The sequence below is a fragment of the Actinorectispora metalli genome, from assembly GCF_056323685.1.
Genome location: NZ_JBREYE010000002.1, coordinates 154560 through 175694, shown reverse-complemented (window position 1 = coordinate 175694; position 21135 = coordinate 154560). Strand labels below are relative to the sequence as shown.

Below are 21135 nucleotides of genomic sequence, written 5' to 3'. Positions count from 1 at the left end.
ATGATCGTGTAAAAACAGAACCGATCTCATCGGAAGCATCTGGGCGAGTGGGCCGTTGCCTTCCATCCCGCCTCTGGCACCGCTGAGCCCGACCCGTGTCCGGGCCTGTGACGCACCGGTCGCGTTCACCACGGAGGACAACGGGCGGGCCGGTGCGGTCGAACGGCCCGGCATGATGCTGCCGGAAAGCACATTCTTCCGCACATCACACCGCAATCGGACACCTCGACAGGTAACCCTCTTGAGGGGGTTTCGTCATTCAACGCCGTTCGTCGTCAACCGTAGTTGAATCATGCCTCTCGGCAGCTCGATGTTGCCCTCGACGGCAGGCGACCACACTCGAAGCCGGGCGTTGAATTCCCCCGGTGAACCGAACTCGCGACCAAGCGGAAACGAGCGCTTCACCCACCAGGCCACCAGCCGATCATGCCCGGGTCGACTGCGTCCAACGGATCCCGTGATCACCGTCGCCGGCGTCGCCTGAAATCCCTGCAACAACTCACGAATCCGCTACTCCACCCTGTCCACAATGGAACCGCGGCTGCCGCGTAATTCGACAGCGCATCCGGGGTCATTTTTCGTGTATCGTCGATATTCGTCCTGAAACTATCGCGCAGGGGGGCAGAGCACACTATTCAGCGATCCCGAATTCAGCGCACGTGTGAAGATGCGATCGCAGTCGATCCGCTGCGACAATCCCGATTAGGACTGTTCACAGCGATTGGATCGAGTATTCCCGCACTGACGGAGGACGACGTGAATGCTGCTGGGCTGCCGGAAGGCAAACATGTCCCGGTCAACCAGGCAGTGCGCGACTACCTGCTCGGCTCCTGCACTCCCCCACATCCCGCGATCCGGGACCTGGCCGTGCGGACGGCGACGATCGGCGCCGCCGCGGGCATGATGGTGCCCACCGAGCAGGCAGCGCTGCTGACCATGCTCACCAGGATCATCTCGCCGATGACGGTGATCGACATCGGCACGTTCACCGGTCTGTCCGCGTTGTCCTTCGCCCTCGGCCTGCCGCCGGGCGGCAGGGTGATCACCTGCGATGTGACAGACGAATGGGAACCCATCGCCCGCGAGCACTGGCGACGGGCAGGCGTGGCAGAGCTCATCGACTTCCATCGCGGCCCAGCCGAACGCACCCTGCGTGGTCTGCCCGCCGACACCACAGCGGACATCGTCTTCATCGACGCCGACAAGCTCAACTACCCCAAGTACATCCGGGCAGCCGTTCCGCTGCTGCGGTCAGGGGGCCTGCTCATCGTGGACAACGTCCTGCTCGACGGCTATGTGCTGGATCCGGAACTGGCTGGTACGCCGCTCATGCGACTGTGCGCCACTGCGCTGCGCGCCGTCAACGCCGAACTCGCCGCGGACGACCGGTTCGACACGGTGATGCTGCCCATCGCCGACGGGCTCACCATCGCCAGGAAGAGATGAACCGAGATGACCGCACAACAGCCGACACGACCGCTCAGCGGCCAGGAGTACATCGACAGTCTGCGCGACGACCGGGAGGTGTTTCTTCACGGCGAGCGGGTGAAGGACATCACCCGACATCCGGCTTTCCACAACCCCATCCGAATGACCGCCCGGCTCTACGACTCCCTGCACGATCCCGCGAGACGGGACGTGATCACCACAGCGACCGACGCGGGCGGTGATGGCTACACGCACCGGTTCTTCACCACACCGCACAATGCCGATGATCTTGTCGCCGATCAGCGTGCCATCGCCGAGTGGGCGCGGCTGAGCTATGGCTGGATGGGACGGAGCCCGGACTACAAGGCCTCCTTCCTCGGCACCCTCGGCGCCAACGCCGAGTTCTACGAGCCGTTCGCCGACAACGCCCGGCGCTGGTATCGGGAAGCGCAGGAGAAGGTGCTGTACTGGAGCCACGCCATCGTGCACCCGCCCGTGGACCGCAGCCGTCCGCCGGAGGAAGTGGCGGACGTGTTCGTCCATGTGGAACGAGAGACCGACGCCGGCCTCATTGTCAGCGGCGCGAAGGTCGTCGCCACGGGTGCGGCCCTGACCCATCACACGTTCATCGCGCACTACGGCCTGCCGATCAGGGACCGCAAGTTCGCCCTGGTGGCCACCGTGCCCCTGGACGCACCAGGGGTGAAGTTGATCTGCCGCCCCTCGTATTCGGCCACCGCGGCCGTCATGGGCAGCCCCTTCGACTACCCGCTGTCCTCCCGGCTCGACGAGAACGACACGATCTTCGTACTGGACAAGGTCCTTATCCCGTGGGAGAACGTGTTCATCTACGGCGACCTGGGCAAGGCCGCGATGTTCACCGGGCGTTCCGGGTTCCCCGAGCGATTCACCTTCCACGGGTGTACCCGCCTCGCGGTGAAGCTGGAGTTCCTGGCAGGCCTATTGGCCAAGGCCCTGGAGACCACCGGCACCCAGGATTTCCGCGGTGTGCAGACCCGGCTGGGCGAGGTGCTGGCATGGTGCAGCCTGTTCTGGGCCCTGTCCGACGCGGCGGCTCGCAATCCGGTGCCATGGCGTAACGGCGCGGTGCTGCCCAATCCGCAGTACGGGCTGGCTTACCGGTGGTTCATGCAGCTGGGGTATCCCCGGGTCAGGGAGATCATCCAGCAGGATGTGGCGAGTGGGCTGATCTACGTCAACTCCAGCGCGGAGGACTTCCACAACCCGGACATCCGGCCCTACCTGGACCGGTACCTCCGTGGATCGAACGGTATCGACTCGGTCCAACGGATGAAGACGATGAAACTGCTGTGGGACGCCGTAGGTAGCGAGTTCGGTGGGCGACACGAACTGTACGAGCGCAACTACGCGGGAAACCACGAGAACACCCGGGTGGAACTGCTCACCGCACAACTCGCCAATGGCCAGGTGGACGGGTACAAGGCCTTCGTGGACGAGTGCATGGACGAGTACGACCTGGACGGTTGGCGGGTACCGGACCTGAGTACGTTCACCGAACTTCAAGGAATCCGGAAGGGCCTGCTGGACGGCTGAGACCCGTGGCAGGCCGGCCCCACGGACCGGCCTGCCACGGTGTCACCGCAGAGGGGCGTCCGGAGCGTCGATCGCGGTGCGCAGCACCGAGCAGAAATCAGCGATCATGGCGTCGATGGTGTCCTGCTCGAAACGATCGAAGCTGCTCACCACCGTACCGATCATCTCGTCCCCAGGCCCGATCTCGAAGTTCCACAGGATCGCGTCGTCGGGGATATCCGGTCCCACCGACAGCGGCGCCCGCCGCAACAACGCGGTACCGGTCAACTCCGATCCCGCCTGCACACGCGGCATGAAGGTGGTCGGCGCCATCTGGAATCCGGGGACGACCATGCCACCCTTTTCCAAATTACCGATGATGTCCGGAATCCCCTGCGCCAGTTGGATAAACGGGATCTCATGAGGAATCGCCTCGATACAGGTCGCCCGAACCCGTGCCAGCACGTCGTGAAAGGTCACACAGCCCTGGATATCGGTGCGCATCGGGAACATGTTCACGAAGTAACCCACGATGTCCTCCACCGCGCGATCGCGGCGACCGGGACCGGGAGACAACGTCCAGACCACGCCGTCGGTGGCGTCGGTGAGCCGACGCAGATGCACCAGGTAGACCGAGAACAACACCATGAAAGGGGAGCTACGCGCGGACCGGGCGAATTCCAGGATCCGCGTGCCCAGTTCCGCCTCGATCGGGAACCGGTTCCAGCGACAGCCCTTCGACGGACCCGGCGCGGGTTCGTGGTCGGCGGTCAGCGCCATCGGCCGCGCACCCGTCAGCTTGTCCCGCCAGTAGGCACAGGCAGCCTCGACGCTGTTGTTCCGAAGCTGTTCCTGTTGCCCGTCGATGTAGTCGCGGTACTGGCGTACGGCGGGCAATCGAGGCTCCTGGCCCTGGCAGCGAGCCGCATAACACGCCATCAGGTCCCGGAACACCAGGTGCAGGGACCACACGTCCAGCAGCATGACGTAACCGCTGAGCACCAGGATCGAATCATCATCGTCCAGCCGTCCGAGATGCGCACGCAACACCGGCTGCGCGTCGACGTCCTCGATCGGTTCCGCGTAGAACTCCGCGTCGAACGCCTCCGCCACCTCATCGCGGGACCGGATGTCGTGCGTCGGAAGGTCGTGGATCACCAGCACCGGCATAGATGGTGGGTGGATCTGTTGTGCCCACCCGTCGGGGCCGCTGACCACCGAGGTCCGCAGAACCTCATGCCGGGCAACCACATCCGCGAGCGCCGACTCGAGGGCAGCGGTGTCGACCTTGCCGGTCAGTCGCCAACTGTCCCCGGCCACCGGCCTGCTACGCAGACCAGCCGAGCCGTCCGTTTCGAACTGCACCCGCATGAAGTCCTGTTCCAACGACAGGGGAATTCGTGGTAGGTCGGCAACTGGATTCACCATCAGCCACTCCCCTTCGTGGAAACCGTCTCCCGTGCGCGGGCAGCCGCGTAGTACTCGGCGATGGCGTGGAAGGACTCTTTGGGCTCCCAGCGATAGCCGGATGCCGGATCGTCATATCGGTCCCGGATCGTCTTGACGATCGACGTGCTGGCGATGTCCAGGTCGAGCGCCGGGTCGCTGGAATGCGGATGGGTCGGGTGGATGAACTCGAAGGGGGAGGCCCCGATAACCCCGGACTGCTCGAAGATCTCCAGCATCCGCAGGTGGAATTCGGCCTGCACCCGCTCGTCTCGTACATAGCCGTCCAAGACCGTGGGCTGTGGCTTGTCCCGCGCCACCACGTCGAAGCACATGATGCCCCGTTCTACGGCGCCCGCGTAGCTGGCGGTCCCGTATTCGGTGATCACGATCGGCAATCCCCACCTGTGGTAAGCGGTCAACTCGTCGACGTAGCCCTGGCGCGTGGGGTGGTAGGAATACAGGTAGGTCAACGCGATGAGGTCGAATCGGCTCCAGTCCACATCCTCGAAAGGCGGAGCAGAGTAAGTCACCTGACCGCCGAACTGCTGACGAATTACCTGAACCGCCCTGTCGAGGAACTCGTTCAGCCGCGTGTTGGCCTCCGCCATGTCAATCGTTCCGGTCGGTACCAGGAAGTTGTGCTCCACGTCGGGGAAAAGGTTCGCCATTCGCTCGTGGTAGGCCTCACCCGGCACGATTCCCGGCGTCACGACGAGGTGTTCGCTACCGGCGATGACGGCGATGCTCGCGCCCTGTCCACGCAGACGTTCCGCCACCCTGGCGGCCTCGGCGAGATGCTCCAGGATCTCCCGTTGCGGCCGATCGAGCAGCCTGGGCTGCAACCAGACATGCAGGCCGCGTTCCACGGCAGCAGCCGCCGTTTCGGCCAACCGAGTCAGATCGGTTCCATAGACCGTGATCGAATTGCAGTGCAGCCGCTCGCTGATGGCACCAACTTCATCCAACATCCTCGCCTTGTCCCATACCACCCGGGACAATTCACCCTGACCTGTCTCAAAATTGGATCCGGTGTCATAGGAAACGCCCCGATAAGCAAGCCCCGCACTGCGTAATCCGATGTCACTCCGCACGCCACCATCACCTCCATTGCTGTCGCCGATCCACCGGCCCCACCATCGCAGCCAGCAGGAATCGGCACGCCTCCCCCATTGCGGTCTCCCGCGAACCGGATCCTCCAGATCGACTCGACGAGCCCAAGAAGTGTTCGTCAAGACATCGCGTCCCACTGTGCGGAGCTCCTTCGACTCCGCGACTCAGGCGTGAACGCCGCCGGCAAGGGCGCCTACGCGGTCCAGCACGGCGCGCGTGTAGCAGGCGGTGTCCGCGGTTCCGCCGAGATCAGGGGTGCGGATGCCCTCGGCCAACGCGCCGAAGGCCGCCGCGAGGAGTTCCGCGCTCGCCTCGGCATGACCGAGGTGGTCGAGCATCATGGCCGCCGACCACATGGCGCCCAACGGGTTGGCCCTGCCCTGCCCGGCGATGTCGGGGGCGGACCCGTGCACCGGCTCGAACATCGACGGGAACTCCCGCTGGGGGTCGAGGTTGGCGGCCGGGGCGACACCGATGCTGCCCGCCACCGCAGCGGCCAAGTCGCTGAGGATGTCGCCGAAGAGGTTCGATCCGACAATCACGTCGAAACGCTCGGGTGCGAGCACGAGCTTGGCCGCGAGGGCGTCGATGTGCTCCTTGTCGGTGCGCACGCCCGGGTGCCGCTGCGCCACCTCCGCCACCAGCTCGTCCCAGAACGGCATCGTGTGCACGATCCCGTTGCTCTTGGTCGCCGACGTCACGTGGCGCCCGCGGCGCTCGGCCAGCGCATAGGCGTACTCGACAATGCGGGTGACGCCCTTGCGGGTGAACACCGCCTCCTGCACCGCCAGTTCGTCCGCGGTGCCCCGGCCGAGCCTGCCACCGATCTCCGAGTACTCGCCCTCGACGTTCTCTCGGACCACGACGAGGTCGACGTCCCCCGCACCCGCGTTGCGCAGCGGGCTCGGCACCCCGGCGAGCACCTTGATCGGGCGCAGGTTGACGTACTGTCGGAAGCCGCGTCTGATGGGGATCAGCAGCCCCCACAGGGACACATGGTCGGGCACGCCGGGCCAGCCGACCGCCCCCAGCAACACGGCGTCGTGCCCCCGGATCCGATCCAAACCGTTGGCAGGCATCATCGCGCCCTCGGCCAGGTACCGCCCGCAGGACCAGTCGAAGGAGTCGTAGGTAAACCTGACCCCGTGCCGACGGCCGACGGCGTCGAGCAGTGCCCGAGTCGGCGGGAGCACCTCGGTGCCGATGCCGTCACCGGGGATGAGGGCGATGCGGTAGCTGGTCATGGGTTCAGTGCACCGCCGGGCAGGACCACCCGTCCAATACGCAGTTCTTCCCGCGCTGAGAGGCTGCGGCTATCGGTCCGGCGTCTCAACCCTGGACCTGGCCAGGTCGAGGAAGGCGGCGGCTGCCGGGCTCCGCCTGCCCGGTCTGTGCACCAGGGAGACCAGGAGGAGGTCGGGGCAGTCCAACGCTCGGACGGCGGCACCCGCCGACCTCGCCAGTAGCCGCCATGAGTCGCTGACCACTGCGATACCCACGCCTGCGAGGACGAGAGGGAGGACGGCCTCCCGGTGTTCGACCTCCACAGCGAACCGGCTGCCAGGGGCCTGACGTCGCACGGCCTCGGCCACCCTGCGCATGCCGGTGCCCTGCTGACCGACGATAAGCGCCGCGCCTGCGAGATCGGCCGGGCGCACCGGGTCCCCCGGAGGCAGCGTCGCCTCGTCGCGGCTCAGCAGGGCGAAGCGCTGGGTCTCCAGGTGCAGGACCTCCAGGTCGGGCGACTGCGCTGCCGAGGCGGCGGCAGCCACCACCCCGAGTTCGGCGTCGCCGGTCATGAGCATGTGCCCCACGTCGGTGGGCGTGCTCGCCGCGCGGACAGAGACCTGCACGAGCGGGTAGGAAGCGGCGAAGGCGGCGATCATGCCGGTGAGCGGGCTGACCGACTGCGACGGCATCGCGGCCAGGACCAGCTCCCCGCCACGGAGCCCGTCGACGGACTCCACCGTCGCACGGGCCAGGTCGAGCCCGTGCATGACTTCGCGGGCGGGGGCCACCAGAGCGCGTCCGGCAGCGGTGAGCACCAGACGGCGGCCCGTTCGGTGGAACAGCAGGCTGCCGAGGTCCCGCTCGAGTGCGCGCAACGCCTGGGATACCGAGGGTTGGGCGACGTAGAGCTGCTCGGCGGCCCGGTGGACGCTGCCCGCGTCGACGACCGACAGGAAGTACCTGAGCTGACGAGCATCCACGGACCGACCTCCTACTGATAGCCCCTGCCTATCAGCTTGCCAGCAACCCGGTCTTGGACCGGCACCCTGATCGCAAGGCTTACTGGCCGTCATCGTGGCGGCCGCACAGGCGCCGTCCGCCCCCCGCCCTGAGTCGCAAGGAGGGCCCCGTGTCGGATGTCTGGCTCCTTGCCCACACCGGCATCACCATCGTGGGCATCGTCGTGTTGATCACCTGGCTGAAGACGCCGCCGATCTTCGGTCTGCTGATCGGCGCCACCTACCTCGGCCTGGCCACCGGCCTGGGCGTCAGCGGCACGACACAGGCCCTGGCCGTCGGGTTCGGCGGCGTGATGGCCGAGATCGGCATCCTCATCACCTTCGGTGTCGTCATCGGTTCGCTGCTCACCACCACGAACACGTTGCAGCGCGTCATGGAACGGCTGCTGGGCTCCTTCGGCCAGAGGCGCATCCCGATGGTGTTCGCCGTCTCGCTGTCGACCCTGTTCACGTCCATCTATTCCGATGTGGTCTTGGTGCTCACAGCGCCGCTGGCCCGCCGCTTGGGTTCCCGTCTGGGCTCACGGGGTGTCGCGCTCATGGGCGGTGCGCTGACCGCAGGCATCGAGGTCGGCTTGGTGTTCGTTGTTCCCGGCGTGGCCGCCCTCGCCGTGGCGGGCCTGCTCGGGGTGCCGCTCGGCGAGATGTTCCTGCTCGGCCTCGTCGTCGGTCTCCCCACGGCAGTGCTGACGATGCTGGTCTTCACCGTGCTGCTGCGCAGAGTGCTGCGATGGAACCCCGCCACCGACGAATTGGAGAATCCCGACCGTACCGACGGGCCCGACGCTGAGCGTGCCGGTGGAAGTCCCGGCACCACGAACCGGCCCCCGGTCACGACGGCCCCCCGGCCACCAACCGTTTCGCAGCTGCCTCTGCTGCTGTCCCTCTCCCCGGTGCTGGTGACCCTGGCGCTGATCGCCCTGGGCGCACTCGCCGACGCCTTCGCCCTGCCGCTGGGCCCGGTAGCACTGCTGAGCGACCCCGTGATCGCCATGGCGCTCGGTGCGGGCCTTGCTCACCTGCTTGCCCGGCGTGTGCTCCCGCGGTCCGAGGTCAACGCAGCTGCCGGCAAGGCACTGGCGGTGGCAGGCCCGATCCTCGTGCTGTCCGGCCTCTCCGGCTCGGTCGCCGAGGTGATCGGCAAGTCGGGGCTGCGGGACGTACTGGCCGAGTCATTCACCGCAGGCTTGCTGCCACCGCTGTTGCTGGTTTGGCTGGTAGCCGCGATCCTGCACATCGCGATGGGATCCATCTCCATATCGGCGATCACCGCAGCGGGCATCCTGGCCCCGATCGCGGGCTCACTCGGTGTCCCGGTGGTGCTCGTTGCACTTGCAGCCTGCTCTGGCGCGCTGTTCCTGCCACACGTCAGCAGCAACTTCTTCTGGATGTTCCAGTCACTGCTGGGCCTGAGCACCCGGGGCACGTTCAAGACCCACACCGTCGCCATGTCACTGGCCTCGGTGATCTCGCTGCCGATCGTGCTGCTACTGAACATCGTCATCTGAGGCAGACATCAGTCCCCGACGTGCGGCGGCTCCCGCGCCGAGAACGCCAGCGTCGTCATGCGCCTTCCGGAGAATCATTCGCCCCGGACGATCAGCTGCGTGTCACGGGGCTCCGATAGAGGATCATCGTCGCCGACGAAACGCGATCCGCTGCCTCTGACGCGTCCCCGATTTCCTCCGAACCGGGGACGAGATGTCGCGATGAGCATCGAGTCCACATTCCCAGCTCGCCACAAGCCCCCTCGTGCACCATCTCAGGTGTCGCGCTTCGGACTGTGCTTGCTCACCTAGTCGCGTACCGCCGTACTTCCGGTGTCCCTATCGCGGTGAAGATGCTGGGCGCGTTCTGCCAGTGCCGGGCCGCGGCGTCGGCATATCCCAGCTCGACTTGTACCAGGCCTGAGACGTGCGGTGCTCGGGCTTCATCGAGAGGACTTTGGTGGTACCGGTGCAGTTGAAGGCTGCGAGGTAGGTGGGGATGGCTCGGTTGGACGTGGGGGCCTCTGTTGTCGGCTGGAGTTTGTCGGTGTTCACACGCCGAATGCGAGCAATACAAAACCTTTTTCGCTGGGATAGAAGGGCCAGTAGCCGGATTGGACGTAGAGCATGCCGTGCGCGATGACGGCTCCGCCGCCGCCGGAGAGGGCGCTGCCTCGGCCGGTTAGGCCGTTGACGCCGGTGTAGTCGCGGATGGTGTCGTGTTCCCACAGCACTGTGCCGCTGGCCGCGGAGTAGGCCCGTATTTTGCCGTCGTTGCTTCCCAGGTAGACCACGCCGGGGCTGGTGGACACGGCAGGCGCGTGTGCACGGGTGCAGCTTGTTGGATGTTCGGCGGCGCCGCCCCATTCGCATCCGTTGGCCGGGTTGGGTGTTTGCCAGAGGATCTTGCCGGTTGCGGGGTCGAGCGCGAACAGCGTGCCGGGTTCGGCGAAGTAGGTGGCGACGTACAGCCGGTGGCCGTCGAAGCTGGTTCCCCACTGGATGCCGCTGATGCCGCCGTTGGGCAGTGGCTGGGACAGTTGACGTTGCCACACGATCTGACCGGTGGTGGCGTCGAAGACGTGATAGATGCCTTTCTTCTGGCCCACGCCGACCAGTCTGCGTCCGTTGGCGGTGAAAATGTTGGGTGTGGCGCCGATGTCGAAGTCGAGGTTGCTGCCGTCCTTCAAGGCCGGGCAGTAGCCCTCGTCCTGGTATCGGCAGGTGGAGCGCCAGGTGTCGGACGGAGTCACCTGTTGCTTCCACTTGACCGCGCCGGTGGCGGGGTCCAGCGCGAGCAGGCTGTCGAAGTCACCGGCCTTGCCGGTGTAGTTCTGGCCAGTGCCGACATACAGGGTGTGGCTGGCCCGGTCGATCACCGGGGAACTCCACACCCCGGCACCGGACGGCTCGTATTTCGTCGCCCCGCTGGGCCAGGTTCCCACTTCTTGGGCTGGCGACACCGTGTAGTAACGCCAGACCAGCTCGCCGGTATCGATGTCGATGGCGTCGAGGTGACCGCGGAACCGGCAGCAAGGGTAGTTCTTGTCGTCGTTGTTGTCTCCGCTGGCGGTGTTCTCCCCGCTGGAGGTGCCGATGTAGACGCGGCCGTCGTGGACGATCGGGGAGCTGGTGTGTATCGCGTATGGGCCGGGATCGTGTTGCTTGGCCCAGAGCAATCGGCCGGTCCGTTGGTCCAGGGCGTAGAGATAGCCTTGGTAGTCGCCGAAGAACACCTTCCCTTCGGCCACGGCGGGCCCATCGGCGGCGGCGGTGAAACCGCGGGTGACGGTGGTCATATCGAAGGTCCACTCGGTGGCACCGGTCTTTGCGTTGAGCCGGTAGAACTTCCCGTCCGGGCCACCGAAGTACATGCTGCCGCCCACCACAGCCGGTTGACTGCGCAGCGGCACTGGTGAAGGCGGGGTGCCCGGTGTCATCACGCGGGGAAAGCCGAACGCCCATTTGAGTTTGAGGTCACCGACATTGCCTGCGGTGATCTTGCGTTCCGCCGCGTTGAACCGGGACCCGACGTGATCCTTCTGCCACATCGGCCAATCACCGGACCGGATCCCACCGAGGTCACCGGCGGTGTCTGGTCGCGCCGCCGTCGTCGACCCAGCACCCAGCAGCGCTACAACCGATATCAACACCACCAGCATGGCAGGCAGACGATGCCGCGGGTGTCCCGTCGCCAGTGTCATGCTTCCCCCAGTGCACAGCTCGTCGGCCAATGCCCGAAGTCATCTTCGGCGCCAATCCCCATCCAACATGTCGATCACCATCACCCGGAAGCTCCGAAGGAAGCCGGGCAGGGCTACCAAAGTCGGTATACGACCAAGACTTCAGTAGGTCGCGTAACCACCATCGAATGAACGTTGGAGGTTCGCCTCCACACCAGCACCTACCCGCGGCAGAGGGGTCACCACTCGAAGCAACCCGGCGGTTCTTCCGGCAGGATCCGGGAAACCCAGGCTTCGCAGGGCCCGTAATACCCGGTGCAGCGCCGTCAACTCCGTTCCGGCGACGGGCCTGGGTCGGCCGCTGCACTGACCCGGCCGGCCGCGTACCTGACCGTTGGTGGCACCGGGTGCGGCACAACGATGATTGGGGCGCACCCGCTGCGGGTGCGCCCCCTTCGTTTACGGTGAGATCAAGACCAGAACTGAGCATTGATGGCCGCGCAGCCGTCACCCCTCAGAACGTGATTCGCACGGGCGGTGAGGCAAGCACCGGTCGACTGGTTCTGCCAATGGAACATCCCGCCGCCCACCGACTTGATGTACCAGCGCTGATAGGTCTGCGTGTTGCATTGGAAACGGCGAACCCCGAACTGCCTGCTGTCGTTGATGCACAGTCCGGTGTGGACGTTCTTCGGCTCGACACTTCCATCACTCAAGCGCCGCGGAATCCATTTCTGGTAGTTGGATCGGTTGCACGGGAAGGTGCGGAACCCGAACTGCGCACTGTCGTCGATGCACTCGCCGTTGGCGTTGTTCGCGTACGTTTCCCGATCTTGGGCGGAGCCGATCGCCCCTCCGAGCTGCGTTGTCCCGATGCCGCCTCATCAGCCGAGTTCGCAGCAGCGGTTCCGGAAGTCGCCGTGAGCAGTACTCCTGTCAGGAGCACGCTCGCTACCCCGACCACCCATTCCGCGACTACGTCCTCAAGTTCGCACACCTTCTGAAACGGGTTTTTGTTCTCGACCAGCAGCACGCCGCGCACGTCAGTCGGAGCCCGGCTATGGGCAGGCCGATCCAGGGCCGGCTCGCTGAAGCGTCGGCGACCACGCCGCCTATCTGCCACAGGAGCGGTCCGCGCAGGAGCACTTCTGTGTCGGTGTCATCGACGGCACGGGTGAAGGGCGTGCCTACGAGGTTCGCGAAGGCCGTCTGGCGCTCCAGCGTCCACCGCTTGGAATCGCCCTATCGGACTCCTCCGCGAACCGAGGTGGCGATCATGATTGGTTTCCGCTCACCCGACAATACATGCATTTTCATCGAAATGTGTCAACCATATAACCGGGGACCCCGCGCGCAACAAGCCTTCCACCCCTGTCCAAAACTGTGAAGAATAGTGCTCTACCTGCTCAAACATCAACACAACCGCTCGATACGAGACTCAGGTGATCCACATAGACACTCGACAAGCGAGCCCGAGGCGTTCCACATGACCTTGACATCTCCGCTTGGAACCCTCCACTATTTTTGGTGAGTCTAAGAGCGTTGCGGGTAGCACCACTGGGGTCGATCCGTAGGGGTCGTGGCGAGGGGGAAGAATGTCCGAACATGCTGCCCTGCTCCGAGCAGATTCGCATGAGGAAAATACCCCCGGGTCACCGGGATGGCAGCCAAGCCGACTGGACGAACTGCCGATCGTAATTCTGCCGATAAGCTCTTTGTTGATTGACAGTTCTCCAAGGCGAACCGGCGCAAATGACGAGCATATCAAGTTGCTCGCCGAATCGGAGGAGCGCTTACCTCCCATTATCGTACACGGTCGATCCGGGCGGGTAATCGATGGAGTGCACAGGTTTCACGCCGCAATACTTCGTGGCGAACACAAGATCGAAGCAAGAGTGTTTGAGGGAACGGACGCCGACGCTTTCCTGCTCGCAGTGCAGCTGAACGTGGCGCATGGACTGCCGCTGACCCGTGCCGACCGCACCGCGGCCGCGGCCCGAATCATCCAGTCGCACCCGCAGTGGTCCAACCGGAGGATCGCCACCGTCACCGGGCTCTCCGCGGGGACTGTCGGCAAGCTGCGCTGGAGTTCAAAAGCGCACAATGCCCAGTCAGCCATGAGGGTGGGCAAGGACGGCCGGGTGCGGCCCGCCAGCAGCTGGGCGGCCAGGCTGAAGGTCGCCCAACTGCTGACGGAGAAGCCCACCGCGTCGATCCGCGCCATCGCGAACGAGGCAGGCGTCTCGCATTCCACCGTGCATGCCATGCGGCAACGCGTACGTGCGGGCCAGTTTCCGATCTCGCAGCGACAGGAATCCGAAAAATCTTCGCCTGCATCCGAGTTGCCGGAGAACCGCACTCTTCGAGAAGCGACCGAGACGTCAGGCCCGGCACGTGGCGGTGACGTTGTCGCCACCCTGGCCAAGCTGAAGGCAGACCCTTCTCTCCGGTTCAAAGAGGAGGGTCGGTTTCTGCTTCGCTGGCTGGGCCAGCACCAGCTGGAAACGAAGGAAACCAAAAAGATTCTCGACAAGGTGCCCGACCACTGCGCGGGCTTGGTGGCAAAACTGGCACGCGAATACGCAAGGGTGTGGAGCGAATTGGCAGAACAGCTCGAAAGGCGCTGAATTCTCCTACCCGACGACATGGCTTTGCGAGCCCCTGCGCGGGCCTCGCCTTATACGACGTCGTCCGTGGACCACGGCAGCGATCGGCTACTCAACAAGGCACTACTACTCACGTGCACCGGCATAGTCGGTCAAAGGTTTGGGGGCGGCCATGGGTCGACCGGTGATTCGGACCATCACACTGGGACTGGAGGGTCCGCATCCGCTGTCGGAAGCCGGACTCGCGGACGCCGTCACCCGGCTGCGGGTGGTGGAGGCCGCCTATCAGCAGGCCGGCTACGAGGTGCAGACGGTCCGTATCACGGCCCCTCCGGTGTTCGACGACTTCCCGGGCAGGCCCGACGAGCTGATCTCCTACGCCCGCCGCCTGCAAGGCGACCTCGACCGCCTCGGCATCGACCACTTCTCGCTGGGCCCGGCGCGGGCCACCCGGCGGGATGCCCTGCTGGAGCAGGTCGCAGTGATCGAAGACCTAATACCGGACCTGCCCGCGCTGAGCTGCGCCGTTCTGATCGCCACGGCGCAGCACGGCATCCTGGCCGACGCGGTGGTGCCGACGGCCCGCGCGATGCTGCGGATCGCGCGGCGGACCGAGGCAGGCGTGGGGAACTTCCGGTTCGCGGCCCTTGCCTGCGTGCCGCCCGGCCACCCGTTCTTCCCGGCCGGCTACCACCAGGGGCCGGACACCCTCACCCTCGGCCTACAGGGGGCGGGCATCGTCGCTGCCGCGCTCTCCCACGGTGACGGCCTCAGCCCCGGGACAGTCACCGCGCGAGTGCGCGAGGCGATGATCACCGAAGCGACCCCGGTGGTACGGCTCGGACAGCGCCTGGCCGAAGAGTCCGGGGTGCGTTTCGGTGGCATCGACCTCTCACCGGCGCCGTCGGTCGACACCAGCATCGGCGCCGCCATAGAACTCGCCCTCGCCGGCAGGTTCGGTGCTCCCGGCACGCTTGCCGTGGTTGCAGCGATCACCGAGGCCCTGCGCAGCACCAACCTGCCGACGTGTGGCTACAACGGGCTGATGTTGCCGGTCATGGAGGACACCGTGCTGGCGCGTGAGTGGGCCGAGGGCCGCCTCGGGATGCACCAGCTGTTGACGTACTCGACGGTCTGCGGAACCGGCTTGGACACCGTGCCGCTGCCGGGCGACACCTCCGTCGACGAGATCGCCGGTCTGCTGCTGGACGTGGCGACTCTTGCCATCCGGCTGACCAAGCCGCTGTCCGCCAGGCTGTTCCCGCTGCCTGGCAGGCAGTCCGGTGACCACACCACGTTCACCTCCCCATACCTGATCAACCTGCGCCTGCCGTGACCGCGAAAGACCCGGCTTCCGCTCCGGGGTCCGGTCAGCTCTTGTGGTGCAGCTGCCGCAGGAGCTCGTAGTTCGACGGCAGGTCCGCGACCAGCGTCTGCTGCTGGTGCTTCACCTTGGCGAACAACAGGTCCGCGGCCTGGATGGACTCCGGTTTGTACGTCAGCGCAGGCAGCGGCCGGTCGGGCAGCATCCCCATCCCGGTGAAGATGCAGTAGTAGCTGCCGTTGGTCCAGAAGTTGTTGAACTCCGCGTCGAAGTTGCCGTAATAGCCCCCCTCGTCGGTCAGCGGCGGGTTCACGGGCACACCCGATTTGTACATGGCCACCTTCTCAAGGATTCCATCCGTCAGCGTCAGTTCCTTGTTGGCCTGCCAGAAGGGTGTGTCGGTGCGCGGCGAGTAGTAGAAGTGCGCCTGCAGGAAATCGCGTGTCTCGTCGAAGGTGGTTTCGATCTGGTGGTTGAACCGGTCCACCAGCACCGGGTCGAAGCGGCGGTCCGGGAAGTACTTGGCCAGCTGGAAGATGGCAGCGTAGATGAAGTAGATCCCGGTCGACTCCAGTGGTTCCAGGAAACAGGAGGCCAGACCGATGCTCACGACATTGTTCACCCAGGCTCGGCGGTTGCGGCCGACCCGGAACCTGATCTGGTTCAACTGAGTGTTTTCGGGGTCCAGGTCCCACAGTCTGCAGAAGTCCTCGGTGGCCCGGTCCTGGTCCGCGAATTGGCTGGAATAGACGTAGCCGGATCCGAACCTGCCCAGCAGCGGGATACGCCAGGTCCAGCCGGAGGGCATCGCGATCGCCGAGGTGTACGGTTCGATGCCGTTTGCCTCGTCGTCGTGCGGCACCGAGGCGGCCACCGCGCTGTCGCACAGCAGGTGGTCGTTCATATCGATGAACGGCTCGCCGAGGGCTTCGTTGATCAGCAGCCCGCGGAAGCCGGAGCAGTCGATGAACAGGTCGCCATCGAGGGTGTGCCCGCCCTCCGTGAGCAGTGCCGTGACGAAACCCCGGTCGTCCTTCTGGACCTGCCGCAGGGTGTCCTGGACATGCACCACTCCCTGCTTCTCGGTGGCGAAGCGGCGCAGGAAGTCGGCGACCAGCTGCGCGTCGAAATGCCATGCGTAGAAGGTGGCAGGATCGCCGTTCAGCGAGCGTGGCGCCTTCTTCGCATCCATGATCGCCGGTTCCCGGAAACAGGCGTAGTCGAAGGGCTCATCGGTATCACCGATCAGCCGCTTGTACGACCAGTAGTGCGACAGCGGGATCTGCTCCTGCGAAGGAAGCAGCCCGAACGGGTGGTAGAAATGGTCCGGCCTGCCCTGCCATTCGCGGGCGGTGGGGCTGCCCTCACCCGGAGTGCGCCAGTTGATGAATTTGACCGCGGTCTTGAAGCTGGCATTGCACTCGCGCATCCACTCGTCCTCGGAGATGCCGAGGTAGTCGAAAACGACCCGGTGGAGATTCGGCACCGTGGCCTCGCCGACACCGATCGACGGTATGGCGCCTGACTCCACGAGGGTGATCTCCACCGTACCCTGGAGGGCCTTGCCGAGATATGCGGCGGTCATCCATCCTGCGGTTCCTCCGCCGAGAATCACGACCTTCTTGATCCTGTGATCCACTTTATCCCTCTCCGTTCTACAAGCTACTCAAAGTGCTTTCTTTTTCGGCACGAGCCGCAATGGGAGTTTGCGAAGTCCCCACGTGAAGTTGGAGGCGTTGTACTGCGGTTCTCCGCACAGTTCGATGTCTTCGACCCGGTCCAGGAGTTCACCGAGGAAAACGGCGAGTTCCAGTCGAGCCAGCCGGGCGCCAAGGCACAGATGGCGGCCTGCGCCGAAAGTGAGGTGGCGGTTGGGCGAGCGATCCACCACGAACCTGTCGGCGTCGTCGAACACGCGCTCATCCCGGTTGGCCGAGACGTTCCAGACGGTGACCCGGTCGCCCACCTCGAACGACTGGCCCCCGATGGTGGCAGGCCGCGTCACGGTGCGCAGAGCATGCACGCCCGGGACCGTCCACCGCAGGATCTCCTCGACGGCCTTCGGGATCGCGGCCTCGCCGCCGGCGCTCAGCTTGCGCCACTGGTCGGGATTCTCCGTCAGTGCGAGCACGCCGCCTGCCGTCGAGTACCGGGTCGTCTCGTTGGCGCCCGCGAGCACGCCGTTGCAGTTGAAGATGATCTCCTCATCGGTGAGCAGCCGGTCCTGTTCGGACCCCTCGGCGGCCCGCCGGTCGCGCGCCACCCGGCTGATGAAGTCCTCACCGGAGCCGCCTCGGCGCTGGCGCAGCAGATCGTCGAAGTAGAGGAAGATCTCGCTGTGGGCGCCGCTGCGGGTCTCCTCGTCCTCGCCCTCGAACGCGTCGGTGGTGACACTGCCGACCCAGGCCCAGTCCTCGCGGGGCAGGTCCATCACCGCACACACCACGTAGTTGGGGATCAGCTTGGCCACCTCGAGGAAGTCAATCGCGCCCGCCTCGACAGCCTCGGCCACCACCTCGCGCACCACGTCCCGCACCAGTCCTTCCAACCGGGAGAGCTCGCCGGCACCGAAGGTCTTGGACAGCACACGCTTGAGGTGGGTGTGGTCGGGTGGATCGGACACGATGAGCATCCGCTGCGACACCGCCGACACCGCGTCCTCATTGCTGCCCAGCCGCATGCCGAACCGGGAGCTGAAGGACTCGGCGTCGGTGTAGACGGCGGTCACGTCCTCGTGCCGGGTGACGACCCAGAAACCACCCTCGGCGTCCGGGTGCCAGTGCATCGGGTCATTGGCCCGCAGCCAGGCCAGCACTCCCCAGAATTCGTTGCTGGAGAACAGTTCGGGGTCGGTCAGGTCCACGATCGGCGCTTCGATCACTGTGAGCTTCCCTTCGTGTCGATCGGCGACCGGCAAGCCATCGAGCGCAGCAGTTCCAGAGCGGGAGCAGGCGTCTCCAGGCAGAAGTAGTGGCCGCCGGGAAACACCCGTTCCTGGTACTCGCCGCCCGCATATGTCCGCCAGCCGGCCACGTGCTCAGGCGAGACGGTGAGGTCATCCCGGCCGCCCCACGCCTCCAGCAGGCAGCCGACCACCGGCTGGTCGGGTTCGGCGAAGCTGAGCGACAGCCTGGCGTCCTTCCGCAGGACTTCGAGCATCAGCTCCCGGCTGTCCTCATCCATGTCCTCGGTGCTCAGCCCGCGGGCGTCGAGCAGGTCGGTCAGCTCGCGCTCGTCGTCGACCAGGCCGCGGCCCGCGCCGAGCCACTCCTTGGGCGGCCTGCACGCCGCCACCACGAGAGCACGCGGCCAGGCTCCCCACCGAGCCCACAGCGATCTGGTGACCTCATAGCCGAGCAGCCCGCCGAAGCTGTGTCCGAACAGAACGGTGGGGTGGCCGGTGGGAACCAGGTCGGTCAGCTCGGCCACCACCGCATCGACTGCTTCCTCCATCGTGGACGGTTCCGGATCCGCCCACCGGGTCTCCCGGCCGGGCAGCTGAACCCCGACCACGGAGATGTCGTCGCCCAGCGCGGTCTGCCACGCTGCGAACTGCCCACATCCCGCACCCGCGGGCGGCACACACACCAGCAGCGGACGCCGGTCGGGGCGTGGATGCCAGGGCACCAGCCAGGAGCCACCCATCACGCCTCCTCCGGCTGGGCTTGCGCGAGCAGCTCCAACTCACGGGCCAGCGCGGCGGCTGTGGGCTCGGCCAGCAGATGCTTCACCGACACCGGCAGTCCGGTGCGCCTTCGCAGTGCTCCGACCGCGCGGGCAGCCAGCAGCGAGTGGCCGCCAAGCTCGAAGAAGTTCGCCTTGACGTCGCGGACGGGATGCGGCAGCAGGTCGCTCCAGACCTCGCAGACCTGATGCTCGCGTTCGGTGCCAGGGGCGCGTCCCGCGGTCACCACGCGGGAAGTGCGAGCCAACTCCGCCCGGTCGATCTTGCCGGTCGGCAGCGCGGGCAGCACGCTGACCACATCCACCGCCGAGGGCACCATGAAACCGGGCAGCCGGGCGGAGCAGTGTTCGCGGATCTGCCTGGTGCACTCGGCCTCATCCGTGCCGGGGACCGTGGTCACCGTCAGGCCCAGACTGTCCCCTGTGGACATCACGTAGGCGGCGGCCGCCCGCACGGCGTCGATGCCCAGGGCGGTCCGCTCGACCTCCTCGAGTTCGACCCGGAAGCCGCGCACCTTGACCTGCTCGTCGGCCCTGCCACGGAACTCCAGCTGCCCATCGGGCCGTTCCCGCACCAGGTCGCCGGTGCGGTACATGCGGGCGTCGCCGCCCAGGAAGGGATCGGGCAGGAACCACTGTTTGGTCAGGCTGGGACGGTTGCGGTAGCCGCGTGCCACCGCGGGACCGCCGACGTACAGTTCGCCCTCGGTGCCCTGCCCGACCGGCAGGCCGTTCTCGTCCAGCACGTAGGTCAGATAGCCGGGCAGCGCTCTGCCGATGGTCGCCGGGTCGTCGCCGCGGCTGCTGTCGGCCCAGGTGGCAGCGATCGTCGTCTCGGTGGGGCCGTACACGTTGAGCACGCGGGGGATGTGCGAGAGCCGGGTGAGCAGGCTTGGCGGGCAGGGCTCGCCCGCCACCACGACCACCTCCGCGGCGGGAATCCGCTCCAGCGCCGACACCAGCGTCGGCGTGAGGCACACGGTCGTCGGCTCGTGCTCGGCGACGAGCGCGGACAGGTCGCCGGTGCCCTCCGCGGCCGCGAAGTCGATGACCGCCATGCCCTGTCCGTGCAGCAGGTACAGCAGCGTGCACCACAGCCAGCCGTCGAACGCGGGCGAGACCGCGTTGATGGCCATGCCGCCCGGCTTGAGTTCCAGGCTCGCGAGTGCGTCGAGGAAGGCGCCGAGATTACGGTAGGTCACCTCCACGCCCTTGGGCCTGCCCGTGGTGCCCGAGGTATAGATCACGTAGGCGCAGTCGTCCGCATTCGGTGCCACCGGGTCGGCGGGCCGTGCGCCGGTGACCTCTGAGCTGATCACGCGGACCCGCTGCGGTGCCGCGCCCGCAGGCAGCCGATCGGCAAGCAGCACCTGTGCGCCCGCGTCGCGCAGCACGAAGTTGATCCGGTCCACCGGGTGCCGCTCGTCGACAAGTACCGCCGTGGCGCCGAGCGACCAGACTGCGAGAAGGGCGGGCAGCCCGAGCCGGGATCTCCCGAGGAACAGCCCGACCGAGGTCTGCGGGCCAACCCCCTCGGCCGCCAGCTTGCCGGTCAGCATCCGCGTCCGATCCTTCAGTTCAGCGAAACTCAGGACTCCGTCGAATGCGTGGACAGCGGTTTGCGCGCCGCTGTGTTCTGCCCACTTCCATACCGCATCGGCCAACCGGCCGGTTCCGAGCACGACCGAGCAATCTTCCGCAAATTGCGTCATTTTCTCTCCCTGCGCACGCGAGTGCCAACTCGACTCAAGCGCCTTGAAAACAAGGCTCGGATATCTGGCGGAAATTCGCAAGAACAAGCACGTGTCCAATTAGGTTTTCCATCGCGTGACGGAGGTGTTGCCGCATGGGAAACTCTGCCGCGGTTGCGGCATCGTCAGGGCACGCAACAGCGGCAGACCGGCCGATCACGTTGGCGGACAGAGGTTTCCGTGACACGGTCGGACTGGTACGCGCAAGCCATCCGCATGCCGAAAAAGCCGCGCAATCACCGCGGAAGCAGGACCAAAAAGGCGCAGTGTGCCCAGTCCGCGAAATTCAGTGCATTCTGCGGAGCCGACC

General features: G+C 65.9%; 15 protein-coding genes. 5 read left to right on the top strand and 10 right to left on the bottom strand.

Going from position 1 to position 21135, the window contains the following annotated elements:
* Window positions 1-756 precede the first annotated feature (756 nt).
* Window positions 757-1446: an O-methyltransferase gene (locus ACU6XJ_RS21110; protein ID WP_476314406.1), complete on the top strand. Its 690-nt coding sequence runs from the start codon at window positions 757-759 to the stop codon at window positions 1444-1446.
* A gap of 6 nt (window positions 1447-1452) precedes the next feature.
* The gene (locus ACU6XJ_RS21105) at window positions 1453-3003 is read left to right on the top strand and encodes a 4-hydroxyphenylacetate 3-hydroxylase family protein (RefSeq protein WP_476314404.1); all 1551 of its coding nucleotides are present in this window, start codon (window positions 1453-1455) and stop codon (window positions 3001-3003) included.
* 42 nt (window positions 3004-3045) lie between these two features.
* Here the strand turns inward: ACU6XJ_RS21105 and ACU6XJ_RS21100 are convergent, their stop codons facing one another.
* From ACU6XJ_RS21100 to ACU6XJ_RS21085, 4 genes are all read right to left on the bottom strand, one after another.
* Window positions 3046-4410 carry a condensation domain-containing protein gene (locus tag ACU6XJ_RS21100; protein ID WP_476314403.1) on the bottom strand — a complete coding sequence of 455 codons (1365 nt, stop codon included), beginning with the start codon at window positions 4408-4410 and terminating at the stop codon, window positions 3046-3048.
* Window positions 4410-5522: an abortive phage infection protein gene (locus ACU6XJ_RS21095; RefSeq protein ID WP_476314401.1), complete on the bottom strand. Its 1113-nt coding sequence runs from the start codon at window positions 5520-5522 to the stop codon at window positions 4410-4412. Before ACU6XJ_RS21095 ends, ACU6XJ_RS21100 begins: the two co-directional genes overlap by 1 nt.
* A gap of 183 nt (window positions 5523-5705) precedes the next feature.
* Window positions 5706-6785 carry a tartrate dehydrogenase gene (locus tag ACU6XJ_RS21090; RefSeq protein ID WP_476314399.1) on the bottom strand — a complete coding sequence of 360 codons (1080 nt, stop codon included), beginning with the start codon at window positions 6783-6785 and terminating at the stop codon, window positions 5706-5708.
* A gap of 69 nt (window positions 6786-6854) precedes the next feature.
* Window positions 6855-7751, bottom strand: a complete 897-nt coding sequence (locus ACU6XJ_RS21085) for a LysR family transcriptional regulator (RefSeq protein WP_476314397.1) — start codon at window positions 7749-7751, stop codon at window positions 6855-6857.
* A gap of 149 nt (window positions 7752-7900) precedes the next feature.
* On the opposite strand from ACU6XJ_RS21085, the gene ACU6XJ_RS21080 reads away from it, so the two are divergent.
* Window positions 7901-9298, top strand: coding sequence for a GntP family permease (locus tag ACU6XJ_RS21080; RefSeq protein ID WP_476314395.1), 1398 nt, complete (start codon window positions 7901-7903; stop codon window positions 9296-9298).
* A 530-nt stretch (window positions 9299-9828) separates the two neighbouring features.
* Here the strand turns inward: ACU6XJ_RS21080 and ACU6XJ_RS21075 are convergent.
* Both ACU6XJ_RS21075 and ACU6XJ_RS21070 read right to left on the bottom strand, forming a co-directional pair.
* Window positions 9829-11328 carry an outer membrane protein assembly factor BamB family protein gene (locus ACU6XJ_RS21075; protein WP_476314393.1) on the bottom strand — a complete coding sequence of 500 codons (1500 nt, stop codon included), beginning with the start codon at window positions 11326-11328 and terminating at the stop codon, window positions 9829-9831.
* A 602-nt stretch (window positions 11329-11930) separates the two neighbouring features.
* Complete coding sequence (locus tag ACU6XJ_RS21070; RefSeq protein WP_476318560.1) at window positions 11931-12188, bottom strand: RICIN domain-containing protein; 258 nt, start codon at window positions 12186-12188, stop codon at window positions 11931-11933.
* Window positions 12189-13055: 867 nt separating this feature from the next.
* Between ACU6XJ_RS21070 and ACU6XJ_RS21065 the strand changes: the two genes are divergently transcribed.
* On the top strand, window positions 13056-14087 hold the full coding sequence (locus ACU6XJ_RS21065) for a ParB/RepB/Spo0J family partition protein (RefSeq protein WP_476314391.1): 1032 nt from the start codon (window positions 13056-13058) through the stop codon (window positions 14085-14087).
* 163 nt (window positions 14088-14250) lie between these two features.
* Window positions 14251-15402, top strand: coding sequence for a DUF711 family protein (locus ACU6XJ_RS21060; RefSeq protein ID WP_476314389.1), 1152 nt, complete (start codon window positions 14251-14253; stop codon window positions 15400-15402).
* Window positions 15403-15436: 34 nt separating this feature from the next.
* On the opposite strand, the gene ACU6XJ_RS21055 is transcribed toward ACU6XJ_RS21060, so the two are convergent.
* From ACU6XJ_RS21055 to ACU6XJ_RS21040, 4 genes are read right to left on the bottom strand one after another with little or no spacing between them, the layout of a single operon-like run.
* A complete protein-coding gene (locus ACU6XJ_RS21055; RefSeq protein ID WP_476318558.1) occupies window positions 15437-17005 on the bottom strand; it encodes a tryptophan halogenase family protein in 1569 nt (522 codons plus the stop codon).
* Between the two features lie 51 nt (window positions 17006-17056).
* Entirely contained in the window at window positions 17057-18271 is a 1215-nt protein-coding gene (locus ACU6XJ_RS21050; protein ID WP_476314387.1) for a cytochrome P450, read from the bottom strand.
* Complete coding sequence (locus ACU6XJ_RS21045; RefSeq protein ID WP_476314385.1) at window positions 18268-19035, bottom strand: thioesterase II family protein; 768 nt, start codon at window positions 19033-19035, stop codon at window positions 18268-18270. The genes ACU6XJ_RS21050 and ACU6XJ_RS21045 overlap by 4 nt, the downstream gene beginning before the upstream one ends.
* Complete coding sequence (locus tag ACU6XJ_RS21040) at window positions 19035-20786, bottom strand: non-ribosomal peptide synthetase (RefSeq protein ID WP_476314383.1); 1752 nt, start codon at window positions 20784-20786, stop codon at window positions 19035-19037. Before ACU6XJ_RS21040 ends, ACU6XJ_RS21045 begins: the two co-directional genes overlap by 1 nt.
* Window positions 20787-21135 lie beyond the last annotated feature (349 nt).